Annotated in this window: 26 protein-coding genes; 3 read left to right on the plus strand and 23 right to left on the minus strand. The window is 36.2% G+C overall.

Annotation, left to right across the window (positions count from 1 at the left end):
* Positions 1–124 precede the first annotated feature (124 nt).
* From FJ651_RS14540 to xerA, 6 genes are all read right to left on the minus strand, one after another.
* Positions 125–763, minus strand: coding sequence for a hypothetical protein (locus tag FJ651_RS14540; RefSeq protein ID WP_140991371.1), 639 nt, complete (start codon positions 761–763; stop codon positions 125–127).
* A gap of 165 nt (positions 764–928) precedes the next feature.
* Positions 929–1,432, minus strand: a complete 504-nt coding sequence (locus FJ651_RS14545; RefSeq protein ID WP_140991373.1) for a hypothetical protein — start codon at positions 1,430–1,432, stop codon at positions 929–931.
* Positions 1,433–2,560: 1,128 nt separating this feature from the next.
* Positions 2,561–3,070: a hypothetical protein gene (locus tag FJ651_RS14550; protein ID WP_140991375.1), complete on the minus strand. Its 510-nt coding sequence runs from the start codon at positions 3,068–3,070 to the stop codon at positions 2,561–2,563.
* A 181-nt stretch (positions 3,071–3,251) separates the two neighbouring features.
* On the minus strand, positions 3,252–3,962 hold the full coding sequence (locus FJ651_RS14555) for a hypothetical protein (protein ID WP_140991377.1): 711 nt from the start codon (positions 3,960–3,962) through the stop codon (positions 3,252–3,254).
* Positions 3,963–4,120: 158 nt separating this feature from the next.
* A complete protein-coding gene (locus tag FJ651_RS14560; protein WP_140991379.1) occupies positions 4,121–4,498 on the minus strand; it encodes a hypothetical protein in 378 nt (125 codons plus the stop codon).
* Between the two features lie 49 nt (positions 4,499–4,547).
* On the minus strand, positions 4,548–5,756 hold the full coding sequence (gene xerA / locus FJ651_RS14565) for a site-specific tyrosine recombinase/integron integrase (protein WP_140991381.1): 1,209 nt from the start codon (positions 5,754–5,756) through the stop codon (positions 4,548–4,550).
* Between the two features lie 103 nt (positions 5,757–5,859).
* On the opposite strand from xerA, the gene FJ651_RS14570 reads away from it, so the two are divergent.
* Complete coding sequence (locus FJ651_RS14570; protein WP_140991383.1) at positions 5,860–6,084, plus strand: hypothetical protein; 225 nt, start codon at positions 5,860–5,862, stop codon at positions 6,082–6,084.
* 379 nt (positions 6,085–6,463) lie between these two features.
* Here FJ651_RS14570 and FJ651_RS14575 read toward each other — a convergent pair whose 3' ends face one another.
* From FJ651_RS14575 to FJ651_RS14625, 11 genes are all read right to left on the minus strand, one after another.
* Positions 6,464–7,174 (minus strand): membrane or secreted protein, encoded by a 711-nt coding sequence (locus FJ651_RS14575; RefSeq protein WP_140991385.1) that lies wholly within the window; start codon positions 7,172–7,174, stop codon positions 6,464–6,466.
* Between the two features lie 13 nt (positions 7,175–7,187).
* On the minus strand, positions 7,188–7,583 hold the full coding sequence (locus FJ651_RS14580) for a hypothetical protein (RefSeq protein ID WP_140991387.1): 396 nt from the start codon (positions 7,581–7,583) through the stop codon (positions 7,188–7,190).
* Complete coding sequence (locus FJ651_RS14585) at positions 7,583–9,994, minus strand: alpha/beta hydrolase family protein (RefSeq protein ID WP_140991389.1); 2,412 nt, start codon at positions 9,992–9,994, stop codon at positions 7,583–7,585. Before FJ651_RS14585 ends, FJ651_RS14580 begins: the two co-directional genes overlap by 1 nt.
* Positions 9,995–10,090: 96 nt before the next feature.
* On the minus strand, positions 10,091–10,375 hold the full coding sequence (locus tag FJ651_RS14590) for a GNAT family N-acetyltransferase (RefSeq protein WP_140991391.1): 285 nt from the start codon (positions 10,373–10,375) through the stop codon (positions 10,091–10,093).
* A gap of 4 nt (positions 10,376–10,379) precedes the next feature.
* Positions 10,380–10,586, minus strand: a complete 207-nt coding sequence (locus FJ651_RS14595) for a (4Fe-4S)-binding protein (RefSeq protein WP_140991392.1) — start codon at positions 10,584–10,586, stop codon at positions 10,380–10,382.
* Between the two features lie 190 nt (positions 10,587–10,776).
* Positions 10,777–11,547, minus strand: a complete 771-nt coding sequence (locus tag FJ651_RS14600) for a DUF6090 family protein (protein WP_140991394.1) — start codon at positions 11,545–11,547, stop codon at positions 10,777–10,779.
* A 145-nt stretch (positions 11,548–11,692) separates the two neighbouring features.
* Positions 11,693–12,985 (minus strand): APC family permease, encoded by a 1,293-nt coding sequence (locus FJ651_RS14605; protein ID WP_246085380.1) that lies wholly within the window; start codon positions 12,983–12,985, stop codon positions 11,693–11,695.
* Between the two features lie 181 nt (positions 12,986–13,166).
* Positions 13,167–13,652, minus strand: a complete 486-nt coding sequence (locus tag FJ651_RS14610; protein WP_140991396.1) for a DUF4199 domain-containing protein — start codon at positions 13,650–13,652, stop codon at positions 13,167–13,169.
* Positions 13,653–13,697: 45 nt separating this feature from the next.
* Positions 13,698–14,261: a YdeI/OmpD-associated family protein gene (locus FJ651_RS14615; protein WP_140991398.1), complete on the minus strand. Its 564-nt coding sequence runs from the start codon at positions 14,259–14,261 to the stop codon at positions 13,698–13,700.
* A 123-nt stretch (positions 14,262–14,384) separates the two neighbouring features.
* Positions 14,385–14,669, minus strand: a complete 285-nt coding sequence (locus FJ651_RS14620) for a hypothetical protein (RefSeq protein WP_140991400.1) — start codon at positions 14,667–14,669, stop codon at positions 14,385–14,387.
* Between the two features lie 20 nt (positions 14,670–14,689).
* The gene (locus tag FJ651_RS14625) at positions 14,690–14,872 is read right to left on the minus strand and encodes a hypothetical protein (RefSeq protein ID WP_140991402.1); all 183 of its coding nucleotides are present in this window, start codon (positions 14,870–14,872) and stop codon (positions 14,690–14,692) included.
* A 242-nt stretch (positions 14,873–15,114) separates the two neighbouring features.
* Here FJ651_RS14625 and FJ651_RS14630 point away from each other — a divergent pair, with 242 nt between their 5' ends.
* Complete coding sequence (locus tag FJ651_RS14630; protein ID WP_140991404.1) at positions 15,115–15,561, plus strand: potassium channel family protein; 447 nt, start codon at positions 15,115–15,117, stop codon at positions 15,559–15,561.
* A gap of 96 nt (positions 15,562–15,657) precedes the next feature.
* On the opposite strand, the gene FJ651_RS14635 is transcribed toward FJ651_RS14630, so the two are convergent.
* The 4 genes from FJ651_RS14635 to FJ651_RS14650 are packed head-to-tail and all read right to left on the minus strand — an operon-like array spanning position 15,658 to position 22,405.
* Positions 15,658–16,668, minus strand: coding sequence for a DUF481 domain-containing protein (locus FJ651_RS14635; protein ID WP_140991406.1), 1,011 nt, complete (start codon positions 16,666–16,668; stop codon positions 15,658–15,660).
* A 39-nt stretch (positions 16,669–16,707) separates the two neighbouring features.
* A complete protein-coding gene (locus tag FJ651_RS14640; protein ID WP_140991408.1) occupies positions 16,708–18,117 on the minus strand; it encodes an efflux transporter outer membrane subunit in 1,410 nt (469 codons plus the stop codon).
* Positions 18,118–18,119: 2 nt separating this feature from the next.
* Positions 18,120–21,275, minus strand: coding sequence for an efflux RND transporter permease subunit (locus tag FJ651_RS14645; RefSeq protein WP_140991409.1), 3,156 nt, complete (start codon positions 21,273–21,275; stop codon positions 18,120–18,122).
* 2 nt (positions 21,276–21,277) lie between these two features.
* On the minus strand, positions 21,278–22,405 hold the full coding sequence (locus FJ651_RS14650; RefSeq protein WP_140991411.1) for an efflux RND transporter periplasmic adaptor subunit: 1,128 nt from the start codon (positions 22,403–22,405) through the stop codon (positions 21,278–21,280).
* Positions 22,406–22,717: 312 nt separating this feature from the next.
* Here FJ651_RS14650 and FJ651_RS14655 point away from each other — a divergent pair, with 312 nt between their 5' ends.
* The gene (locus FJ651_RS14655; protein WP_140991413.1) at positions 22,718–23,326 is read left to right on the plus strand and encodes a sugar transferase; all 609 of its coding nucleotides are present in this window, start codon (positions 22,718–22,720) and stop codon (positions 23,324–23,326) included.
* 43 nt (positions 23,327–23,369) lie between these two features.
* On the opposite strand, the gene FJ651_RS14660 is transcribed toward FJ651_RS14655, so the two are convergent.
* Positions 23,370–23,843, minus strand: a complete 474-nt coding sequence (locus FJ651_RS14660; RefSeq protein ID WP_140991415.1) for a hypothetical protein — start codon at positions 23,841–23,843, stop codon at positions 23,370–23,372.
* Between the two features lie 30 nt (positions 23,844–23,873).
* Positions 23,874–24,218 (minus strand): DUF6150 family protein, encoded by a 345-nt coding sequence (locus FJ651_RS14665; protein WP_140991417.1) that lies wholly within the window; start codon positions 24,216–24,218, stop codon positions 23,874–23,876.
* Positions 24,219–24,259 lie beyond the last annotated feature (41 nt).

Genomic DNA, 24,259 nt, shown 5'->3' on the forward strand with positions numbered 1-24,259 from the left:
CTGGAAGTAGCTTGTTGAACTGGAAACAAATCGACTAAAGGAGATTTGTTCTATTTCAACAATGACAGGAAACTTATGGCTAATTATTTTTGACAAAAGACTTGGTTTTTATCTCAGTTCTTTGTTATCTCACGTATTTATTCTCAGTTAATTCAAATGTTTCAATGTAAGGGTTATTGGTTTTTGACATATTATCTATTGGTAATGCATATTCCAAAATCCGTATCATTTTCTCGCCATTTATTATTGTATCTAAATGCCTCGTTTCATACAACATTCCAACTAAGGTGTCACTATGGTGAAAATATTTAAATTCAACATAATTTTTATTCTTCGATTCGAAATTCCATACTTTTCCAGAATCGCGTTCCATATGCAAAAAAGATAGTCCGAGGCTTACTTCATTTACTGGACTTTTATACCAATATTTTTCAATATTATTAAAATGTACTTTTCCAAAGTAAGTACTATCTCCAGTTTTGTTTAACTCCAATACATAAAAGTTACTTTTTGTTGAGTCTATTTTTCCATCTTTATACAGCTTGTATTGCTGATAGATTGTATCTGCACCAGAAATATACATTTCCGTTTCACTTTTAGTTCTATTATCCTCAGAGATGTATACTCCCCAAACTCTGTCATATTTAAATTCAGTCTCCAATTTCTTATTTAATTCAGATTCTACAGATTCCTTTTTATTTGATTCACACGACACAATCAAAATTGAACTGAGAATGTAAATTATTTGCTTTATATTTTTCAAAGTAGCTGTTGGTTTATATGTGAGATAACGTGTTTGGCTATGGTTTCGTTGCGGAATGGTTCGGCAGAACTATTCCGCCGTAACTCAAAGTTAGCAAATACGCAGGAATTTCCGAGAAGGAAATTCCGCCGCAATGAACTATAGCCGGTGTTACCCAACGTTTTTTTATTCATATCCGTGTTTCTTTTTCCAGTCAGAAATGTCAATCTTATCAATTTCCTCAAGTCTTTTCTTTTCCGATTGCTGGAAAGAATAATTTATATAGAAAAACCAAGCGATAAAACTTAATCCAAAAATTATAATTCTTTGCTTAAATTTTAAAAAATAGTTTTCTCCTCTTAATGTAAATAATGTATGCGAGTTAAATAAATATGGTCTAATAAATAAAATCGGTCCGAATAAAAAGAGTACAACCATTTCCCATTTTTCATAACTCTCGGTTTTGTTTTTTTCTAATCTCTCCGCTTCTTTTTTGAGGTATTCCTCGGCTTCTTTATTCCACCTTTCTATTACTTCATTCTGTTGTTCTTGTGATATATTTCTTTTTATCAGTTCTTTTTTGGCTTGCAACGTTGCTTCTCGTTGCCAAATATCCTCGTCCGTACAATTTGCTATTTCAATTAATTCTTCGGTTTCTCTGTCCGACATTGGAGGCTTAAACTCGGTCATTTTTTAAATGTTGGGTAACGTGTTTGGCTATGAAAAGTAGCGTGTAAACAATCGCTAACCTTTCCGATTAATAACTGATTTTAAAAATACACAAAAAGTTTGGATTAAGCACTTTGCAGCTATTTTTTATAGCCGGTGTTACCCACTGGTTTTTTTAATTCCTTTATGTTCTTCTATTATTCTAATGTATCTTATCATGAGCCTATTCTCTCTTCTGCGTGTTGCTCGTCACGTTCTATTTTGCCGTTCTGCTATTCAGCCATAAGATGATGACTTTCTTAAATTTCGCTGGAATCCCAAAACTCAGGCGAACATTAATGTCCGACACATTTTTTAGTTCCGCTTTTTAGTCCGCGCAAAAAGTCAGTTTTTCTAATTCCTTTTTGTTCTAAACAAGCCGAAATTTTCTTGTTTTAATTCACTTTCAGGAGTTGCTTCAAACTTGTTGGCAACGTGTTGGGCTATGAAAAGTAGCGTGTTAACCAGCGCTTACTTTTCGGATTATTAACTGATTTTAAAAATACACAAAACTTTGAATTAAGCACTTTGCAGCTATTTTTTATAGCCGGTGTTACCCACAGGTTTTTAAAGCCTACACTTCCTAATTTCCCTTAATTTTCTTTTTTATTTCCTAATCCGTTATTTTATTCGGTCTGCTTGTCACGCGCGTTTTGCCATTCAGTTGCTCAGCCCGAACGATTGACATTTGTGCCAACTTTTATGCAATTCGCGTACTCGGGCTTATCAATTCGGTTTGCTTGTCAAGTTCTATTCAGCCGTTCTGCTAGTCAGCCAAAAGATGATGACTTACTTAAATTTCCCTGGAATCCCGAAACTCGGGCAAGCATTTTAGTCCGATAAATTAATTCCGTTCTGCTTGGTTCAACGTTCAGTTTTTCAATTCGGTTGAGTCCTTTTTGTTCTTAACGAGCCGATATTTTCAAGTTTTTAATTCACTTTCAGGAGTTGCTTCAAACTTGTGGGTAACGGTATTGTATATGAAAAGTGCGCATTTACAAGCCGTAATATTCCGAAAGTTAAGTTATTTGAAAAGTCGCACAATTATTAATTAATGACGTATGTAAGCATTTTTGATATACGTTGTTGTAATGCGTTATTTTATGTCGGTTATTCAATATTTAAAGAGTCAGTTTTCATATTATATTCAGTATTGGGATGGTATTTTACTTTCTCTATTTGGTTTAATAAGTCTTCTTTCAATTCCTGTAACTTTATATCTGTTGATTTCTCATCTTTGGCAATTATATAAAATGTAATTATTAATGATATTATTGGAATTAATATTTGAGAAATGTTCCGTAACATTATTATCCATAAATCCTCATACTTTTTTTTGTATTTGTTGTTTTTAGAAGAAACTACTCCTTTGTTGGTTGCGTAAAGACCTTTATGGTCAACATCAGTGTATAATATTTCTTTTTCCTCATATAATTCAGATGTTATTTCCTCTAATTTGTATTTATCACATTTTAATTTAGATAAAATTACATCAAATGAAACTCCAAGTTTAATGTCTCGTTTTTTTCTCGAAGTATAATCTATTCTGTTCTGAGAAAGCAAACCAAGCAATATGTTTCTTTTATAATCAAGATTCCAAAAAGAAATATACTTTTTCATAATTCCGCCATTGTTTCTTAATTACTGGTTGTTCTTATAATGCATTACAACGTTTTTGTGTAACAGGCGTTGCGTGGTTTAAGAACTAAGATACTTAAAAAACACAAACCTTAACGCTTGCGAGGATTTTCCGAGAGGAAAATCAGAAGCAATGCCTGTTACACGGTGTTGGCAAACGTATTTATAATACAAATTCCAGAACAATCAACTTTTTAACAAGTTCGTTATTCAAGTCAGCTTCTTCTAGGATTAACTCACTGAGTTGTTTTTTATCAAAAACGCCTCTTCTATCAGAAAATTTTTCAAAAAATCCGCCAAACTTTCTTATATAATCAGTCGCTTGCCTATATCTTCCAGTTTGATAATTTACATATTTTAAATTCATTATTTTGTTTATTAATGAATCCTTATTGGTTGTAGAGTCTATTATTATGTAATGGCGGTCGTATTCATATACTATTTTTTCTGGACTGCTGTACCAAAAATCCTTTTTTCTTAATTTAATGTATGGTCGGTCAGAATCAAGAAATAATAAAGAATCCTCTTCTACTTTGTCGTATGAACTATTAGGTAAAATCCAAACAGAATCAGGATGATAATACATTTCCTTTTTTAATTCACTTGCTTCAAATCGATCAGTAATCTTTTTTGGTATAGGTAACCAATTTTCGGTTGTACCGTTTTTATAGTCAATTAAGAATTTTCTGTAAGAGTCGTTTAGATCAGAATTCGGATACTGTTTTTTTAGAAAGTCATTTTCAAAATCGTTTACAAGTAAAGTCAGGGTTTTACTACTTGCCTCGCCTAGAACTTTCTCAAATTCCGCTATTTCTTTTTCGTTTGAACAACTAAAAGTCAGAAGTAAAATGATGATTAGATTGATGAATTTCATTGTTCTGTCATATGTTTGCCAACGTATTTGGCTATGGTTTCGTTGCGGATAAATCCGCGAGGATTTTCCGCCGTAACCCAAAGTTAACAAATACGCAGGAATTTCCGAGTAGGAAATTCCGCCGCAATGAACTATAGCCGGTGTTGTAACCAGTTTTTTTATTCAACTTTTTCATAGTAATGATTCAAGTCATAATTCAATATGATTTTCGGTTTTTCAAAAATCTTGTTGCTGAAATATGTACTATGTCCAGCTTTTCCGAATTCATATTCGTAAGTCCAATCAATTTCGGTTGTTAGTATTCCGTAACTAATTTTATAGGTTCCATTTCCATAATATCCGCTCGTAAATGTTCCGTCCGATTTTAATTTCAAAGTGTCCGCTATGTGAGGTGATTCCACACAGCAAGGTTCATTTCCGTAATTAGTATTTGCATAAATTCCGACTATACTATTTTTTGTCATAGGAATATTATATCGCAATACTAAAATTCCGATTATTAAAATTATTCCGATTCCGAATAGTATGCGTTTCATTTTTCAAATTGGTTACAACTCGTTATATCGTCACAAATATAAACGTTTATCATTTAAAATTGCGGGATAACAACAGTTTTTGTTCTCCTTTATTGCTTTTTGTTATCTGATCTACAGTTACATCCAACGGGCTTTGTACCTTCATCAAATCCTTTTGCGCAACATGCGTGTAAATCATGGTGGTCTCCGGCTTGCTATGACCCAGTAACTCCTGTATAAACCGCAAATCTACACCATTCTCTAACATATGAGTGGCATAACTGTGCCGCAAGGTGTGTGGCGTAACGCGCTTTTTAATGCCCGCTTCATCACAGGCCTTTCGCAAAAATTGCCGCACAGAACCCGCAGTGTAAGGCTCACCGGGTGCACCCTCAACAAAATATCGCTGTGGCTTATAAGTTTGTATATAATTGTATAACAACGGCTTAATTACTTCACTTAAAACAACCGTTCGGTCTTTTCGGCCCTTTCCGTTCTTAATATGAACCTGACTTCGGTCTATATCAATATCTTTTAACTCCATATTTAACAATTCGCCAATACGCAACCCACTCGAATATATCAAGGCCAATACTGCCCTATGCTTTAAATTTTTAGTGGCTTGTAAAATGTCTATCACCTCTTCTTTAGATAAAACTACCGGCAAAAATTTGCTCTTCTTTGGCCGCTCAAACCCCGAAGCATCAAATGCCGCCATCCCACACAATTCGGTAAAATACTTAATGGCACCAACACTCTGGCGATGACTGCTAATACTGTAATGCTCCTTAGCCAGTACATTTTCCATAAATAAATCTATATGCTCGTTTGTCCAGCTATTAACCATAACATCCTTGTGATAATGCAAAAAACGTAAAATAAAATAACCGTAACTCTTAATGGTGCTATCGCTCAAACGCTTACCCCTTAAATAATCAATATAACGCTTTAATTTATCCTGATGCGTTTGCGGTAATTCCTTATACATCCCAACCTTATCGAGCTTGTTGGTTTGAATAGGTTGCGCCTTGGGCAACATCGTGTTTTTTATGGCCGAATAATCTACCCAATAACCAAACTGGTTTAAATACTTGAACAACTCAGCCCTGTTAATATTCGAATCTTCAACGTAAAATATCCGATGCGTCTTACTCCATTTAACGCCTTGGTAAGCCTTTACCTGATCCTTTACATGATTATTGAAACCAAAGTAAATCCCTATCTGAGGTCTTTCCCTATGAAGCAAAGGTTTTAACGTAATAACAATTTTTTGTGTCATAACCCATCTTTAAGTTAAATATAACAAACTGAAGTATAGGTTACTAATATAGTAAAAAGATGAATCATAAACAAATTTTTCCTGAAAAAAACACGCTTTATAAATGTTTCAAATAAAACTGAATGAAAACCCATTAACAAGCACCATACCAAGCGCAGTTGAAGTAAAAAAGCCCGTCATTCCGAACCCCAACGCAGTTGGGGTGAAGGAAACTCATCGATGCTTATCCAATGAAGGAACCTCATCGATGTCAATAGCTATTTTAGGACGGGTCAAGACCGGCTCAAAGACCTACCTTAAGCCTGCCAAAGCCATGGATAATGCCTAAATAAAGCCTACCTTAGCTACTATAGAATAATTTTAAACTAAAAATTGTCTGATTTGTATCTGACCTTGTTCAAGCAATCACACAGCATTCGGCTTTATCTTTAATTCCCTAAAGGTCAACCTTATTTAGAACTCACAACTCATAACTCACAACTCACAACTCATAACTCACAATTCACAACTCATAACTCATAACTCACAACTCATAACTCACAACTCACAACTCACAACTCATAACTCACAACTCATAACTCACAATTCACAACTCATAACTCACAACTCACAACTCATAACTCACAACTCACAACTCACAACTCATAACTCATAACTCACAACTCATAACTCACAACTCACAACTCACAACTCACAACTATTAAACCTCACTCCCTCACACTCCAAACCTCATAAATAGGGTCACCCTTACTGCTCAAGCCTTCGTGATGCCAGTGGCCGTCTTTGAGGTTAAAGTTAAACTCTAAAGCCGCTCCCACTCTACTTACGTCTCTTGAAAAGAATTCAATCTGTTCGGTGTATTTGCCATCAATAGTGGTATAAGTGCCGCCGCCGGTTCCCATAAATTGTTTGGTCTCGGTATTATAGGCAATCCACTGAAAACGCGTACCCGATAGTATTTTCATAGTTTTTCGGGGTGTGTTGGTAGGCCTGCTTTCAAGGTTGCCGTCGCGCATGCGGCCGCTCATTAACCACGCACCACTAAGCTTACCGGGTGTACCATTGTCTATACGTTTAAATTTACGGCTATCGTCTACAATTTGAAAAGTATCATCGGTGAGATCAATTTCAAAACTTACTGTTTTTCCTACCAAATCAGCATTGTTGGTATCAAATTCTACTGTTTCGGTCATGATGTTACCTTGTAATTCCCAGGTGCCGCCATTGGTATGTATAAATGCACCGGTCTGGCTGTTGTAGGTGGTAATTACTTGATAACCATCGGCTACAATTAAAACACTGGTAAGCGCTTCACCCAATTCTGATACGTGGTCATTTTGCCAGGCACCTATTAAACTTTGAGACTGCAATACACCAAAGCCAAATAATAAGATCAATAGTTTTAAAATGTGTTTCATGGTCAAAAAATATTTAATTAATGGTTAGTAATACCGATATAAATTGGTTATTACCCGAACTGAATCTTAATTCGTAATCGCCGGGTGTGTTGGCTATAAAACTGTAATCGGCCGACAACTCCTGCAAAACCATAGTGCAAATACATCCGGTAAAACGGGCTTCTACTGCCACTGTTATCACGTTGCCTTGCCTTGTTTCAATAAACTTGTTAAACGCTCCGCAACCATTCATAACCGTAAAATTAACGGCAACATTAACCGGTTCATTTACTAAACCCGAATTTACCGAAACTTCAACTGTATCTACAGGAACAACCACATCCGAAATGCAATTATCGTCATCACCACCACAGCCATTGCCAACTGTTAATATCATTAAGACTACTATGTTTTTTATGGTTACATTCATTATTGTTTATTTTGAAGGTGAAATAGATTTGTTGTAAATCCGAGCTGATCAATAATTACCACACCTTCCCTACTTTTATCAAATATTATTGTGATCTCTTTTATTTGAAACTGATTAAAGTTATCATTTAATTGACGAAGTATATCCAATGGATAATAAAAGGTTTGAAATACCAATTCAGATTCTTTTTCATTCAGTAAACTACCAACTTTAAAAAGTGTCACCTCCATAGTGCGCTGCAAGGCCGAAAACCGACTCAGCGGAAATGTCACCACCTCACCATTAGCGTCGGTTAGCTGAATGGTGAAATCTATGGGCGTTTTGGCGGTTTCTTCATCTGAAGATTTAGGTTTTGTTTCTTCGGAAGTGTCTTTGCTACCATCCTTATTTGATTGATGATTGGTATTATTGGTGTTATTGCTTTCAATATGATCTTCGGAATTGTTAACCCATTTACCCGAAGCCTTAGGGTTAGATGATTCATTCGATTCGGCCATCGAAAATACCAAAACTGCGGTGCTGTCCTGAAGTTGTTCGGGCAAACGAATGCTGTACTTTGCTAAAAGCGTATCCGGTACGGCAATAGCAACCGTATCTGTGTCTTCTATATCATAATGCCAGCCGGCATACAAAGCCCTGCTACCCTTTTGTTGCCATTTTAACTGAATTTCCTGTTCACGCCAAACACTTAAATTGTTGGCTGTAATGGTACCGCCTTTAACAGTTGTGGTGGCCAGATTAAAATCTTCGTCGAAGTTCGCAATTGGTTGTAAATTAATATCTTCAAACTGATTGAGGTAAATGGTTTCGGGCAACCAGTCTTGGCCCGTTCTGGCATCAACAAACAATGGTAAATAAGTGCTGTTGTTTTTTAAAGTGATATCTAAAAAAGCACCAATATACACTTTGGCAACCTCTAATTGTTTCTCTAATGGCATCAGAGGCTTTAAATTAAGCAATCCGCTAAACGGATTACCAATATCGTTATTGCCCCAATTGGTATTGAATTGTCCGTGATTGGCGCCAAAAACATATAAACCCGACTTAAAATAATAAGAACTGTCAGTAAACTTTATACGTTCAAATTGTTGCGAACCCATATACGATTTAACATCGGCATCATGCGAACCGTGAATGACAAAATAATTGATATTTTCCAATGCTGTTCTGCGTTTTGAAGGTTCGTATTGGCCATCAACAGGTGCGATGGCAACCACAGACTTAATGTGGTAGTTGTAATTCAACTTAACCGATGCATCGTCGGGATAATACGGCAATGTATTAAATAAAGCAGCATGGGCCACGGCCTCGCCACCACGCGAATGACCCATCAACGCAATGTTATTGGTGTCTATTTTTTGATAAAACATATGACCGCCGCTGTCATTCCATTCGTGCCACACTTTTAAATGCTCCAGCAGTAACCAGCCGCGCGCGTCGTTTTCCTTTTCAAGACTGCCAAATAAATTAGACCAGGATCCATTGATAAAATTTTGGTCTACACTTACCACAATCATGCCTTTAGACGCTAGCAATTCACCCAAATAGGCATAACCGCCTTCCGAATAATCCTGCATCATATGGTTGCCATGCACAATTAATACCAGAGGAAATTTACCTTCGGCATCAGGATACCAAACTTTGGCGTTTAATGGTAGTTCTTTGTCATCAAAACCCCAGTATCGTTCACGAAACCAGCCATGCACGCCTTTCCAATTATCAATAAATGCCACACCATTAACGGTTTCGGTTTTTAGAGTCGCCTCTGCACCGTATTCTGGTCTGTGCAAATCCTTACCACTGCCGTAACTTAGTGTTTTTACAGGAAAATTACCTTGTTGAGCCGGCGACACCACATCGAGGTTGGCAACAGATTTTCCTGTAGTTCTTGCCGCATTAATAACAGGTGCTTCATCAAACCCTATTTTGCCGTAAACGATACCAAAAGCTATCAAACCACCAAAACCAATAAGTAAGCCTAAAACAGCCATCACTCTTTTTGGCCATGACAAGCATTTCCAGGTTGTCTTTTTTAAGGTCCAAACTGCTGCACCACAAAAGGAAGCTATCACCACAATAAAAACGGCAATCTTCCAATCAAAACTTACTAAAATGAGTAATGGTAAGGAAATAAGTAAAGCCAGTTTGTAAGGAGAAGGAATTTCATATAACTGTTTAATAAGCCATCTAACAATATAAGCACTTAATACAATCAACAAAATCATTACCAGTCCAAATAGCAATAACCACGCATCGTTTGTTTTATGATAAAACAATATGGCATACACCAACCAAAGCAAAACAGCTATAACAAGTAAACCAGTGGCAGCACCGCACACGGCAGTCTTTCCGGGAGTAATTGCTTTAAAAACCTTTTTAAACCAAGCTTTGAGACGACGAAATATTTTCATGATGATTGATTTTGATAGCTAGGTTGTTTTGGGGGATTTAAGGCAAACCATCATTAATGGTCAAATAACAAGAAAATTAAGATAAAAACTAACCAATTAATACAACAAACTTTGCAATTCGGTATCCTTGTCAAATCTCGATTTAACATATGGACAAAGCGGAATAATTTTTAAATCGTGTGCTTTAACATAATCAACGGCAGCCTCTAATAATTTGGCGCCAATGCCTTGACCTTTAAAATCATCGCTTACAAAAGTATGATCGATAATAATTTTGTCGTCGCCTGCAACAGAATAGGTCATTTCACCGGCTTCTTCACCGTAATTTAAGGCAATCCAACGGCCTTTGCTGTTTTCTTCTTCGTGTTCAATGTGAATCATATAACTATTTTTTAATACTTAAAGCACCACTTGGGCATTTGGCTACTTGAGCTACCAATTCCTCTGAGGTGGCATTCTCTATTTTAATCCAAGGCCGTTCTTTAGGGTTGTAAACCTGTGGCAAGGTACGCACGCAAACGCCACTATGTGTGCATTTTTCGGGTTTCCAAAGTATGGTAATGTCTCCGTTTGAATATTCTTTTTGCGACATGGCAATCGGTTTATGGCTAAATGCCAGATTAGTGCCTACAAGATACGTAAAATTTGGGCTAACTGTTAATTTTAAGTTGAGACCATCAAACAAAATTGTTTACTTGTAAAAAAGCTCAAAAACAAAAAATAAAATATGTTTTAAAACAATGCATCAACTAATTATAGAAAAATCTAACACATTGAATACCTTAATTATTTAATTCAATATCAATTAGGTTGATTAATTTATTTAATCTTGGCAATTCGTTTTTATAATTTTCGTTTAAAATTCGTGGTGTCCTGTATCTGGTTAGAATTAAGTTAAGAAATAACTGATTGTTGAACAGTCTTTCCTTTTCAGATTCGGTTAAAATAAATTCTTGGGTATTTAATTGAAAAAGTGGCATATTGTGCTGTAAAAACCGGTAATATTCGCTTGAGCCATCTTTATCTAGTTTTTCCCATTCCCTAATCCCTTTTAAATTGGCGTGCCATGAGCCAATAGCTTTACGTATACTATCATTTTTTATAATATCTAATGTACCGGAACCTATGATGTCTTGAACCGTACCTTCGAAAGTTTGATATACTGTAAAGTTAGCACTCGCTAAAATCATAGATTCTATATGATTTAAATATAGATAAGCGCTATCGCCTGAAATGTGATTTAATAATGAATCGGAGCATTTACTTGTAAATTCAGATTTAGAAATAACGCGCTCCAATTCGTTTTTGTTTGCTAGAAGATCGGTTTTAAAACTGTTTAAATATTGGACTTCCTTTGAGATGTTTTTTCTTTGTTCATTCCAGTTATTGATTTGAAGGGCAATCAAAATTCCAATCACCACCAGAATAATTTCACCAATGGCGTATTTAAAATACGTACCTATCGATGATTTTACCAATGCAGAATTCACCGTTTTGTTTGTTAGATCTTGTTCTATAAGTTTTAGGCGTAAATGTCTAAAAAAATTAATCATTTTTGTCCTTATTGTTTTTTTTCATTTCAATATACTTTCGCAGAAGTCTAAATGCCAGCCTTGCAAATAAAATAATTGCAAATAACATGACAATATCAATGGCATTCATCTTTTTAAGAGTTTAATTGTTTTAAAACAGTTTGGGTCATTTTTTAAAGGAATTGTTAATGGCATATATCACCGATAATATAACTAAAAAAATGATAGTACCTATAATTTCTTCAAAAGTTAGCTTTAACAAAAAAGAAATTATAATACCAACCGAAAGTAAAGGCACCAGTAACCTTCCGGGAATAATAAATCCACCGGAATTTATTTTTTGAGAATAGCGCAGTTTTATAACCGATAGCACTACACCAAAATATAACAGCAATATGGCACTCGTGGCAATCACGGCCAATTTAGTAAAGCTGCCTAAAGATGCCAAAATAAAACCTGCGGCAGCATAACTTAAAATAGCCCAATGCGGTGTTTTTAGCTTTGGATGTATTTTTCCAAAAATCTTTACAGGAATTACGCGGTCTCTAGACAAGGCATACAATACACGCGGCATATTAAGTATAGTGCCACTCATATACCCAATCATTGAAATAGCCGCACCTGCTGTTAATAATACAAATCCTTTATGTCCAAAAATTTGTCGCGCAGTTTCGGCTAAAGGTGCTTTTTGATCTTTTAACGCATCACCTAAAACGCCTTGTGCAACAATTTGAATTAATATATAAAGTAGCAAAACCGTTCCAATTCCAAGAAATATACTTTTGGGTATGTTTTTTTGGGGATTTTTAACTTCGCCACCTACATTTAAAGCCGACTCACCTCCTATAAAGGCAAAAAACAAGATTAGAGAAGTACTACCTAGTTGATCTATGGTTGGTAGTGCTTCAAAATTTAGATTGTCTAAAGAAACCTTCCACAATCCAAATATTACCAGCACGAGCAACGGTAAAATTTTAGCAACCACGAAAAATTTAACGAGTCCGAGACCTTGTTTAACCCCTAGAATATTGATAAGTGCCAAACCAAAGAAAAGAGTAAATAAAAGAACCAACCTTACCAACGGATTCTCAAAAATGCTGTAACCTGCTGCCAAAATATTTACCAACGCATTAGACACCGCTGCATCTGCAGCAATTACCGACGCCAGGAATAAATTACCTGCCAAAAAACCGGCATATTTACCAAAAACCGTTTCAATATAGGTATAGATACCGCCTGTAATGGTTATTTTACTACCAACTTCGGCAAAGCATAGCATAATAGAGGCAATTAATATACCGCAAAATAAATAAGCTAAAACACCCGATGCTCCCATACCGGCCGCAACAACAGCCGGCAATACAAAAATTCCCGAACCAATAATAACATTAACAATATTCGAGGTAAGTCCGAAAACCCCAATAGTTCTTAGTAAATTTTCATTAGTTTTAATCCCCACAATCGTGTTTTATATCAATTAATTGGTAAGGTTATTTTGTAAACCGTTTATTATTTCAAAAAGCTCATGTCTTGCTATCAAATGAGTTTTTTAATTTATGGAGATTTTCAAATTTACAGAATTAAAAAGAATTGCTTCTGATTGAATTTAGCTTATTTAAAAAATACCTCAAATCGGGTCATTAGCCTTTTTTAGTTCTTATAAAAATCATAGCAATAGCAGTAGTTATCACACCCATTATAAATGCACTAACAGCACCTTGAATGGCATAGTTCTGATAGTTAAAATTGGCTTTGGCCGCCTCAATATCCGGATAATAACCTATTTCAACCGAGCGTTTAATCACATTCGGAAAATAATCGGGTGTAATGTAATAGGTGGTGATGTATTGCGCCAACGGACTCAGTATAGCAATAAACAGCGATAAAATAATACCAGAAATTAAACCTTGCTTGTAACTCATACTACCGCCGTAAACATCACGTTTCTTCTCTTTAAGCGCCATAACCATCATAATAATGGCTGGAATGGCAAATAAATTGGTAAGGTAAAGGTGGTAATCAATGTATTGGTCATGCAATCCCGCCATCTTTTCGAGTACCATCCAAAGTAAGCCTACCAGCGTAAAGATGATGGCCCATTTAATTTCTGTTCTTAGGTTTTTCATTTTTGATTGTTTTAAGTTTGTAATATGATGATGAATTTAGAAGCGTTAGCAATTTTTATACTTGTCGTATAAACCTTTTCCTTCCAGAACGAGTGGTTTTATTTTTTCGAGTCTTTTAAGCTTAGTAGCCTCTTGTTTGGCCTCGTTAATATGTAAACAATATTCTTTTTGTTTACCGGAAGTTAGAGCCTTAAAAGCCTTGTTAAAGGCGGCATCTTCTTTAAGGGCCTTGTTCAATAATGACGGAATAGTTACGGGTTGGTGTTTTTCGGGTTTTATTTTTAGGCCTTGCTTTTCTACTTTAATAGCTTCCAAAACATAAGCTTTAATAGTGGCTGCATCAATCTCTTCTCCCGAAGTAAAACGCCACTGACGCAACGATTTTGTTTTACCTTCACCGGTATTGATTAAAACCTTTTTTGGGTCTTTTAAGAAAACACCATTAAAAAACCACAGTGCAAAATGGTTTTTAAATCCGGCAAAGCTCACCACATTTTTGCCGTTGTAGGTATAAACATCACTGCCCCATTTAATGGTTTTTTCTAAAGGTAATTCGCTGATGATTTCAGCAAGACGGCTGAGTTCTATAGTCCAGGACTGGTCTGGCATGATGACGACATTTAAGTTGGTTAGTGCTATAAAATTATTAAATTTTAGGACACATCAACTGCTACCTCAGAATTTTTCACGCAGGTAGGTGATATTAACTAATAATAATCTCTGAGGCTAATGTTAATCGCCGGCAATTGGTGATCCAAATAAACCAACTGCTAACTCAATATAAATCAGCAAAAAGACCACTCCAATGATAGCCAAATACAAGAACTTTAATTTACTGTTTTTAAAACGATTATACACTAAAATAGCGGTTAAACCGGTAACGGTAAGTAAAATACCCATGACGATATAATCAAACAAAGACCAGTTAATTTCAGCAGAAATATAACTACCAATTAGCGGTAGCATTAGCAATGCTACTACTCCAACCATTAAATAAACAAATTGTTTTTGTTTCATAAGTGTAGTGCATTAAACGATTAATCTTTACAACAAGAATGATTTTTTTTGATATGTGAAGTTAAAAAAGTTTGACTAATTGCAGCACCTGAAATAAGCAACATAAATAAGTATTTGTTGTTGTTGGCATCTTTAAAAAGATAAGAAGCTATTAAAATAACTGCTGCCCATACCAGGGCATTTAAGATGAGCGTGTTTTTCATGAATAGATGAGTTTAAAATTAGGTATACATTTATAGGTGTTAGTTTTATTCTATTTGTTACGGAACATTATTAATTTTAACAAAAAACAAGTAATTAGAGCAACAAACAAAGCAACGATGAATTTTATGAAAAATTTGAAAACCTTTATAACAGATTATTTATAAATAAGTTAAAGAAAAGAACATTGAAAATTCAACGAGATTAAATCGCGTGATACAACCAATAATAATCCCTGGTTTGTTTGATATATTTAGGTGAATTTATTGTAAATCGAAAAGAATTAATTGTTGATTTGGTTAAAATAACTTGTTTTTTTATTTTCTACTTAATCATATCAGTTGATTTAATAAAACAAGTTTTAAAAGCCCGGGTGGTTGGAATGAATGAAATATTTGGGCTTATTAGCGGCTATATATCGTTAGGTCTTTTAGGTGTTTTTTTGTGTTTAACGGTTGAATATATTCATCCCAATTCTTTCTCTGGAATTGACCATGATTTGTCTTTATCAGAAAATCTATTGTACTTCTCTTACATCACTTTAATGACAATTGGCTACGGTGATATCACTCCTGCAACAGAGCTGGCACGTAAAGCGAGTATTTTAATAGGTTTAACAGGGCAAATCTATATAGTGGTAATTACAGCAATTATAGTTGGTAAATACATGAGTCACCATGCCAAAAAGTAAGAGGCTTTCGTTCCGTTCAATTTTTTCTGAGCGGATAAAATATATTTTGGTTTCTGACCGGGTTAATGTGAATTAAAACTCGGAATATCCGTATTATTAGAGGCTCCAACCCAAGGTTGTTTGAAACACATAATCGGTTTGACTGCCAAATTGAATGGGTTGGTTATCGTAATTTAAACTGAGACCAAATTTGATAAAGAAATCCAATGGAAGATCATATTTCACATCAATATTCAGGTCTGTTCTTATTCTTTTTGATTCTGATAAGCTTGGATACACCACCCATCTGGTTAATAAATTAAAATCGCCTATATCATACAAATTGGCTTCAGTACCAAAGAAGGCTTCCCAACTATTATTTGTGGTGATGGTATTTTCAAAATCAAAACTTTCGTTATTAAAACTCAAACCCGTTTTAAAGCCCCAGTAAAGCCTGTTACTATTGATGATGTACTTACCAACCCCCAGTTTGCTAACGGTTCTAAGATTGATGTTTTGTGCCGTGTTGGATAACCAATTAACCTCTGAAGTAACATACCATTTTTTTTGAAAAAAATAATTGTAAAGCACATTGGCATCTAATCGTCTTGTTGTATTAGCCTCATCTTGTGATGAAAAAATCTGATTGTAATTTGAAGCGGCCAACCAGCGTCTGGAGGTATAGGTGAAATTACTTCTAATACTAAATTGAGATAATTGGTTGGCCTTGGTGTAATTATAACCAACGCTTAATGAAGCATTTAAATTACTCCAAAAATTAGAATCTAACTTTTTGAGATAAACAATATCAGGTATGGTTGTTTGCGCCAATGTATCCTGTTCCGAAATAATGTAAACAACCTCACCATTACTTTTTAATTTTCCACTATACCTGTCGCCGGAATTGAGAGTAACTAAATAATGTGTATTGGTTACAACAGATTTTATCTTACTCCAGGTAATTTTAAAATCAGAGTCACTGTAATCTGTTTCAAAAACAGCCACATTTCTATTCATTTCTTTGAGTTCACCAATCAGTATCTCCGATGTTTTTAAATAGAGGGTGTCAACCTGGGCATTGAGTTGATGGCTGTTCAATACCGTAATAAACAGAAGAGATATAGACAATAAAAAAGTTGTTTTACACAAAACTTATATGACTAAAATTTATTCCCAACCACCTCCCAAGGCTCTGTATAAATTGACATAAGCATCTAATAACTCACGTCTGGTTTCGGTGTAGTTTAGCTCGGCCTCAAAAGCTTGGCGTTGAGATTCTAAAAACTCTAGATAACTGGTAACTCCTTTGTCGTAACGCTCTCCTGATAAATACTGGGCGTTTAGGGAAGCATCTAAGCGTTCTTGCCTGGCTTTGAGTTGTTCTTTCAAGGTGGTAATTTCAACCAATGCATCTTCAACCGACCTGAATGCATCTAATACAGTGCGTTCATAGGCTAAAAGTGTCTGATTGGTTTTGCTTTCTTCAATATTCACTTGTCGTTGTAGCCTACCAAAATTAAATAAAGGTCCAAAAATGGAACCACCTACATTCCACGCTAACGGTCCGTCTGTTAATGTTGACAATTCATTCGAAGCGGCGCCCAACAAACCGGTTAAACTAACATTGGGTAACATAGTAGCTTTGGTAGCACCGGTTATGGCATTTTGGGCAATTAAATTTTGCTCGGCTGCCATTATATCGGGACGTCTTAATAACAAATGGCTTGGCAATCCTGCCGGTATTACAAAAGCGGTATCAATGTCTAACAATCTGGTGTTGGTAACAATGCGTCCGGGATTAGCGCCGGTTAAAAGACTCAATCGGTGTTCGGTTTGCGCGATAAAACGCTTCCAAAGCGGTACGGCTTCGGCTGCTACCGCCCGTTTTATTTGTGCCTGATTTAAGTCTATTTCGGCTACAATGCCCTTGTCATATCGTTGTTGAATAATTTGAAGTACACTATCTCTAAGTGCCAGATTGCGTTCAGATATTTCCAGTCTGTTTTTATAATCCAACAACAAAAAATAGTTGGTTGCTACCGAAGTTACCAAACTTAATTTGGTAGCGCGATACGCTTCCTCACTTTGCAGTATGCGCGCTCTGGCTGCTTCATTCAATCGACGGAATTTACCCCAAAAATCTATTTCCCAACTGGCAAAGGCTGTTGCATAAAACGTATTTTGAACTTGCGGTAAGACTATACCCTGAAAATTGCCACGAGATGCACCGGCATCAACACCTATATTGGGTAACATGGCTGAGCGTTGCACAATAAGACCATCTTGCGCCTGCACAATAGTTTCGGCTGCAATCTTTAAATCCTGATTGTAGGTTAGTGCCTTTTGCAGTAAGGTGTCCAGAACTATATCATTGAACAAACTAAAAAAGTCCAAATCTGCTATACTATCTTTGCTAATATCTTTGGTATTAACATCAACCAATTCTGGGGTGGTTGTTTCATCTTCAAAATAAAACTTATCAGGCACAGTTAAATCTGAGCCATTATAATTTTTACCTGCTTTACATCCTACCAAAAAAACAACCGTTACTAATATAACTATAACTCTCGCCTTCATGATTAATCGTTTTTAGGTTGAACGATTCTGTTTTTCTCGTAGCCCGCCAATTTTCCAATCAGCACAAACAACATAGGATACATCAATACACCAATAGCAGTAGCAACGCCCATACCACCAAGTAGAGCCACACCCATGACTTTTCTGGCTTCAGCACCGGCACCACTGGCTAATAATAAGGGTAAAATACCTAAGATAAAGGCAAAGGTGGTCATCAAAATAGGTCTAAAACGCAGGGTAGCAGCTTGAACAGCGGCATCAAAAAGGCTTAAACCTTCATCAAATTTTATTTTGGCAAATTCTACTATTAAAATGGCATTTTTGGCGGCCATAGCAATAAGCATTATCAAGGAGACTTGTGCAAAAATATTGGTTAAGTAACTTTCGCTAAACATTCGGGCTATAAATAAAAATCCGAAGGCGCCCATTAAGGCAAAAGGTGTGCCCAATAAAATGGATAGTGGCATACTCCAGCTTTCGTATTGTGCCGCCAAAATTAAAAACACAAAAAACAACGAAAAGGCAAATACAACACCCAACTGGCCTGAGGCTTTCTTCTCTTGATAACTCATAGCGTTCCAGCTAAAAGTCATATCTCCAGGAAGCACTTCGGCTGCAACTTCTTCCAAGGCATTTAAAGCTTCGGCAGAGCTATAGCCTGATGCAGGAGTACCTGTAACTTCGGCAGCTCTTAGCAGATTAAATCTTACGGTATAATCGGGTCCGGCATCGGGCAATACGTCTACAAAAGTTGAAAGCGGAATCGAAACGCCATCTTTATTTTGAACATAAAAGAGTTCCAATCCTTTTTCGTTTTGGCGGTATTCTGGTTCTGCCTGAACGTAGGCCTTGTATAAACGGCCATATTTGGTAAAATCGTTCACATAAGCACCACCTAAAAAAGCTGCAAAGGTGTTGTAAACATCGTTAAGCGCCACATTCGATTTTAATATTTTGTCGTTGTTGAGCACTATGCGGCGTTGAGGAACCGTAGCTTGAAAAGTGGTAAAAGCTGAGGCAATTTCGGGTCGTTTTTGCGCTTCAGCAATAAATTTATAGGTTTGTTCGGCTAAATATGCTGGCGATTTCCCACTTTTATCTTGTATCATAAGACTAAAACCAGAGCCGTTACCCAAGCCAGGAATGGCTGGTGGACCAAAAGCCATGGCTTGTGCTTCGATGATTTCTTTCATAAGTATACCGTTAGTAGCAGCCGTGATTTCGTTGGCGGTACGCTCTCGCTCGTCCCATTTTACCAATTTTACAAATAAAAATGCATTGTTGGGAATCATAGCCCCAGAGAGCATACTAAATCCTGTGACGGCCGTTACATATTCTATATCCTCATCTTGCAAGAGCAATTCTTCAATACGTTTAACTACGGCATCGGTGCGTTGTAAAGAGGCGGCATTGGGTAATTGCACATTCACAAAATAATAACCTTGGTCTTCTTCTGGTAAAAATCCGCTTGGCACTAATTTTCCAAAAATACCAGCAGCAACCACCGTTATTAATAAATAAACCACACCGCGTTTAAGCTTGCCAGCCACACCTGCGGTAACTTTACCGTATGAATTGGTACTGCGGTCAAACATATTATTAAACTTTTTAAAGAAACGGCCTAAAGGTCCTTTTGACTCGGTAGGCTTTTTCATAAGTAATGAGCATAATGCCGGACTTAAACTCAAGGCATTAATGGATGAAAACACCACAGACACTGCAATTGTTATAGCAAACTGTTGGTAGAGTTTACCTGTGATACCTGCCATTGCTGCAACAGGGACAAACACGGCAATCATAACCAAAGTTGTAGCAATAATTGGGCCTGTTACCTCCCGCATTGCCGCCGAGGTAGCCGCTTTTGGCAACATGCCTTTTTCAATGTTTACTTGAACGGCTTCTACCACCACAATGGCATCATCTACCACAATACCAATGGCCAATACCAACCCTAACAGTGACAAGGAGTTGATGGTGAAATCTAATGCCGGGAAAAACATAAAAGCTGCAATAAGCGATACCGGTATGGCTAAAGTTGGAATGAGTGTTGCCCTCCAGTCTTGTATAAATAAAAATACCACTAGAATCACCAAAATCAACGCGATGATAAGGGTTTCAATAATTTCATCAATGCCTGCCATGATAGGTTCGGTAGCATCTAAGGATACTTCGTATGCTAAGTCTTGCGGAAAACTTAATGCCATTTCATCCAAAGCGTTGATGATGTCTTCTGCCAAAGCAACCGCATTGGTTCCGGGAGATTGATAAATGGCAATAGCAGCAGCGTCTTTTCCGTTTGTTCGCGATAAAGATCTATAATTTTCAGTACCTAATTTAATTTCGGCAATGTCTTTCATGCGCAACTGACTCCCATCGGGCATGGTTCGAATGACAATGTTTTCAAATTCTTCCTCATCAACCAATTGCTCGGGCAATCTTACGGTGTAAGTAAACTCTGTTCCCAGGGGTGCCGGTTCTGCACCAAATTGTCCGCCAGGAGCCACTACATTTTGCTCACGAATGGCATTTATGATTTCAGGAATGGAGATGCCTAATTTTGCCAATCTATCAGGTTTTACCCATATACGCATAGAATAATCACTCGATCCTAAAACTTGAACACGCCCTACACCCTTAATACGCGCTAACTGATCTTGAATATTAATAATAGAGTAATTTCCAAGAAAATCCTTGTCGTAAGTGCCATTGGGTGAATTTACCGATAGTATCATCAAGATACTTGACATTGATTTTTGAGTAGTAACACCTATGCGTTTGACGGCTTCGGGAAGTTTTGGTGTGGCCGTAGCCACGCGCGTTTGTGTAAACACCGTGTTCATATCAGGGTCGGTACCCAAATCAAAGGTGATTTGTAAGCTCATACTACCATCGTTGGCGTTGGTAGATTTCATGTAAAGCATGTTTTCAACCCCGTTAATTTGTTGTTCAAGTGGCGTAGCAACAGCACTTTCGACGGTGGTTGAATTGGCACCTGTAAAAAATGTACTCACTCTTACAACAGGCGGTGTGATATCGGGATATTGTTCTACTGCGAGTCCTAAAATAGAAACGCCACCAATGATAACCATAAACAAAGCGATAACAATGGCAACAATAGGCCTTCTTACAAAGAAGACGTCTTTTTGATTTTCTTCCATTGTTATTCTGCTTTAAATTGAGATTGAAACTCCACTACTTCTGCCTCTACTTGAAAACCGGTTTTGGCGCGTTGTAAACCTTCGTAAATAACCTTATCATTGGGAGACAGTCCGTCTAAAACAATAAAGTAATCTCTGTAAGACTGACCTAATTGAACACCCACTTGTTCAACTTCACCACTTTCTTTAACGCGCAAAACAAAATAGTTTCCTTGAACTTCATTCACACATCTTTGCGGCACCAATAGTGCATTAGGTAAAGTTTCAACCGCAGCACGAACTCGGGCAAACTGCCCGGGTCTTACCAACCGGTCCGGATTTGGAAAAACTGATTGAATTAAGATGGTACCTGTTACATTATTAACTTCCCTGTTAATAAAGTTTACTTTGCCTTTGTATGGAAACAAACTACCATCAGATAATATTAATTGTAAGGGGGTGCTTTTAGTATCACTTTTGTTGGATTTGGAATGGTTGGCCCAAGCAAGATAATCACTTTCAGTTACAAAAAATTCAACACGAAGCGAATCTACTGTTGAAATGGTGTTGAGAATAACCGGGTTGGGAGCTCGACCTACAAACTCACCTGTTCTTGCCATGGTTTTTCCTATGATGCCGTCAACTGGCGCTTTAATACTGGCATATCCTAACCTTATTTGAGCCAGATTAAGATTGGCTTCAGAGGCATTAACAATGGCATCTGTTCCTTTTTTTTCGGCTAAGGCAGCATCTAAATCTTTTTTACTAACGGCATTTATTTCAGAAAGCGGCTCAATGCGGTTTAAATCGCTTATAGCTCTTTCGTTGTTAACCTGGCTTCTTGCTAATTCACTTTTGGCAGCATTAACAGCTTCAAGAAGTGGATCTGGATCTACAACATACAGTAAATCTCCCCTTTTAACAAAGCTGCCTTCCTGAAAAGCTATTTTCTCTAGAAACCCTTCAACTCGGGTTCTAATGGGAATATCGTTATAGCCATACACCTGACCTACAAAGTCTTTTTCTAAAGTAACTTCTTGTTGTTGTAACGAAACTACTTGAACTTTTGGAGGCGGTGTAGTAACCGATTGTGTGTTATTATTGCAAGCCAGCAAACAGAGAAAAGCCCCCGAGAAGAGTATTAAGCGCATGTTTATATAAATTTTAAACTAAAAGTACAAAAAACGACATAACATCATACTGTGAAGACGTTGTATTGTTCAAATTTATACATTTTGTATAATTTTGAACACTTTTATTCGAAATAATTTAAGCTTTCGTTTATTAAAACCTTAGTTCTAAAACAACATGTCAACTTTTTTACCACATAAATCAAGAGTACTAATATAAACAGTTATTACAAATAACTAACTTAAATTAAGTTTCTTGCCTTAGTTTAGGTAAATAGTTTATTTTCGTAACTGCAGTTTTAATTAAATTTAAACTACCAAATTGTATAAATCATGTACCCCAAAATAATTAAAAGAATGCTAGATATACTGGCTTCACTCATATTACTGCTTTTATTGAGTCCGATATTAGTAGTGATAACGTTGCTTTTAATTATTGCTAATAATGGCCAGCCTTTTTTTTATCAAATGCGCCCGGGTAAAAATGAACGTTTATTTAAAGTAGTTAAATTTAAGTCCATGAACGATAAAAAAGACAAAGATGGCAACCTGCTTCCAGACATGAAACGTATTACCGCTGTTGGTAATTTTATTAGGAATACCTCTTTAGATGAGTTACCACAACTATTTAATGTTCTTAAAGGCAACATGAGTTTAATTGGACCGCGACCACTACTGGTTTCTTATCTGCCGTTGTACAATCAAGAACAAAGACAAAGGCATTTGTTACGTCCGGGAATTACAGGCTGGGCACAGGTTAATGGCCGCAATGCTATTTCATGGGATGAAAAGTTTGCGTTTGACATATATTATGTCAAAAATTGCAGTTTTGTGCTTGACTTAAAGATTTTATGGCTCACTTTTATAAAAGTGGTTAAAAAAGACGGTATTTCAGCTTCCGAAGAAAAAACCATGGAACCCTTTAAAGGAAATATAGGATAATATCTTAGCTAAGTTTTGAAAATCAACATTTAAAGTGATGACATCAGGAATTTACTTTAAACTTTTCTAACATCTTTTTCAATAATTCAGGTTGTTGCGTACCAATACAAACGCGCTTACCGGATTTAAGGATTAAATACAAACCTTTATTGCCTTTTACGTTATAAACTGTACCGTATTTGGTACCAAACCTGATGCCCCAACCACCAACAAAACCGTAATTGATAACTTCAAAAGATTGGATGTCTTCCCATTTATAACTACGCCTTAAAAAAGGTACATATTTAATGTAAATACCTCCGCGATCTATGCGTGTTTCTAAACGCATTAACCAAAATAAAACAGGAATTAACAAGGTGATGATCCAAATAAATAACATCCATGAATAATTATTTGTATTGGTTTCTATATTCAAACTTGTATACAAGGTAAGAGATACCAACAGGAATACCAATATATTAATGGCCCAAAGCCACCATTGTGTAAAACGCTGTGTTTCTTTAAATACTTGATGCATAATTATTAAACATATTTAGTCCATCTTAAATTAATACATTAAATGCTTTTTAGCACTGTTTCGCCATCCGGCTTGATTTTCGTATTCAACAAAGAAGACTTTTAAATCTGCCTGATTCTCGTACTCTACAAAAAATATTTTCTTGTCTGCCTGATTAAGATATTCGGTAAAAAACCATTTACCATTGTTATCGCCCGCTTGGTTCTGATACTTCACCTTAAAAACTTTTAAGTCGGCCTGGTTTTCGTACTTCACCACAAATACCTTCACATCGGCCTGATTTTGATAATCTACACTAAATACTTTTTGGGAAAACCCAAAATTTGAAATTCCTAGAAAAATGATTACAAAAAATAAGATGTTTAGTAGTTTCATGACTGTTTGTTTCAGTTTTCGCAATAACATACAGCAAAGAT

Origin of the sequence: Paucihalobacter ruber, from assembly GCF_006494535.1 — a bacterium.
GTDB lineage: Bacteria > Bacteroidota > Bacteroidia > Flavobacteriales > Flavobacteriaceae > Paucihalobacter > Paucihalobacter ruber.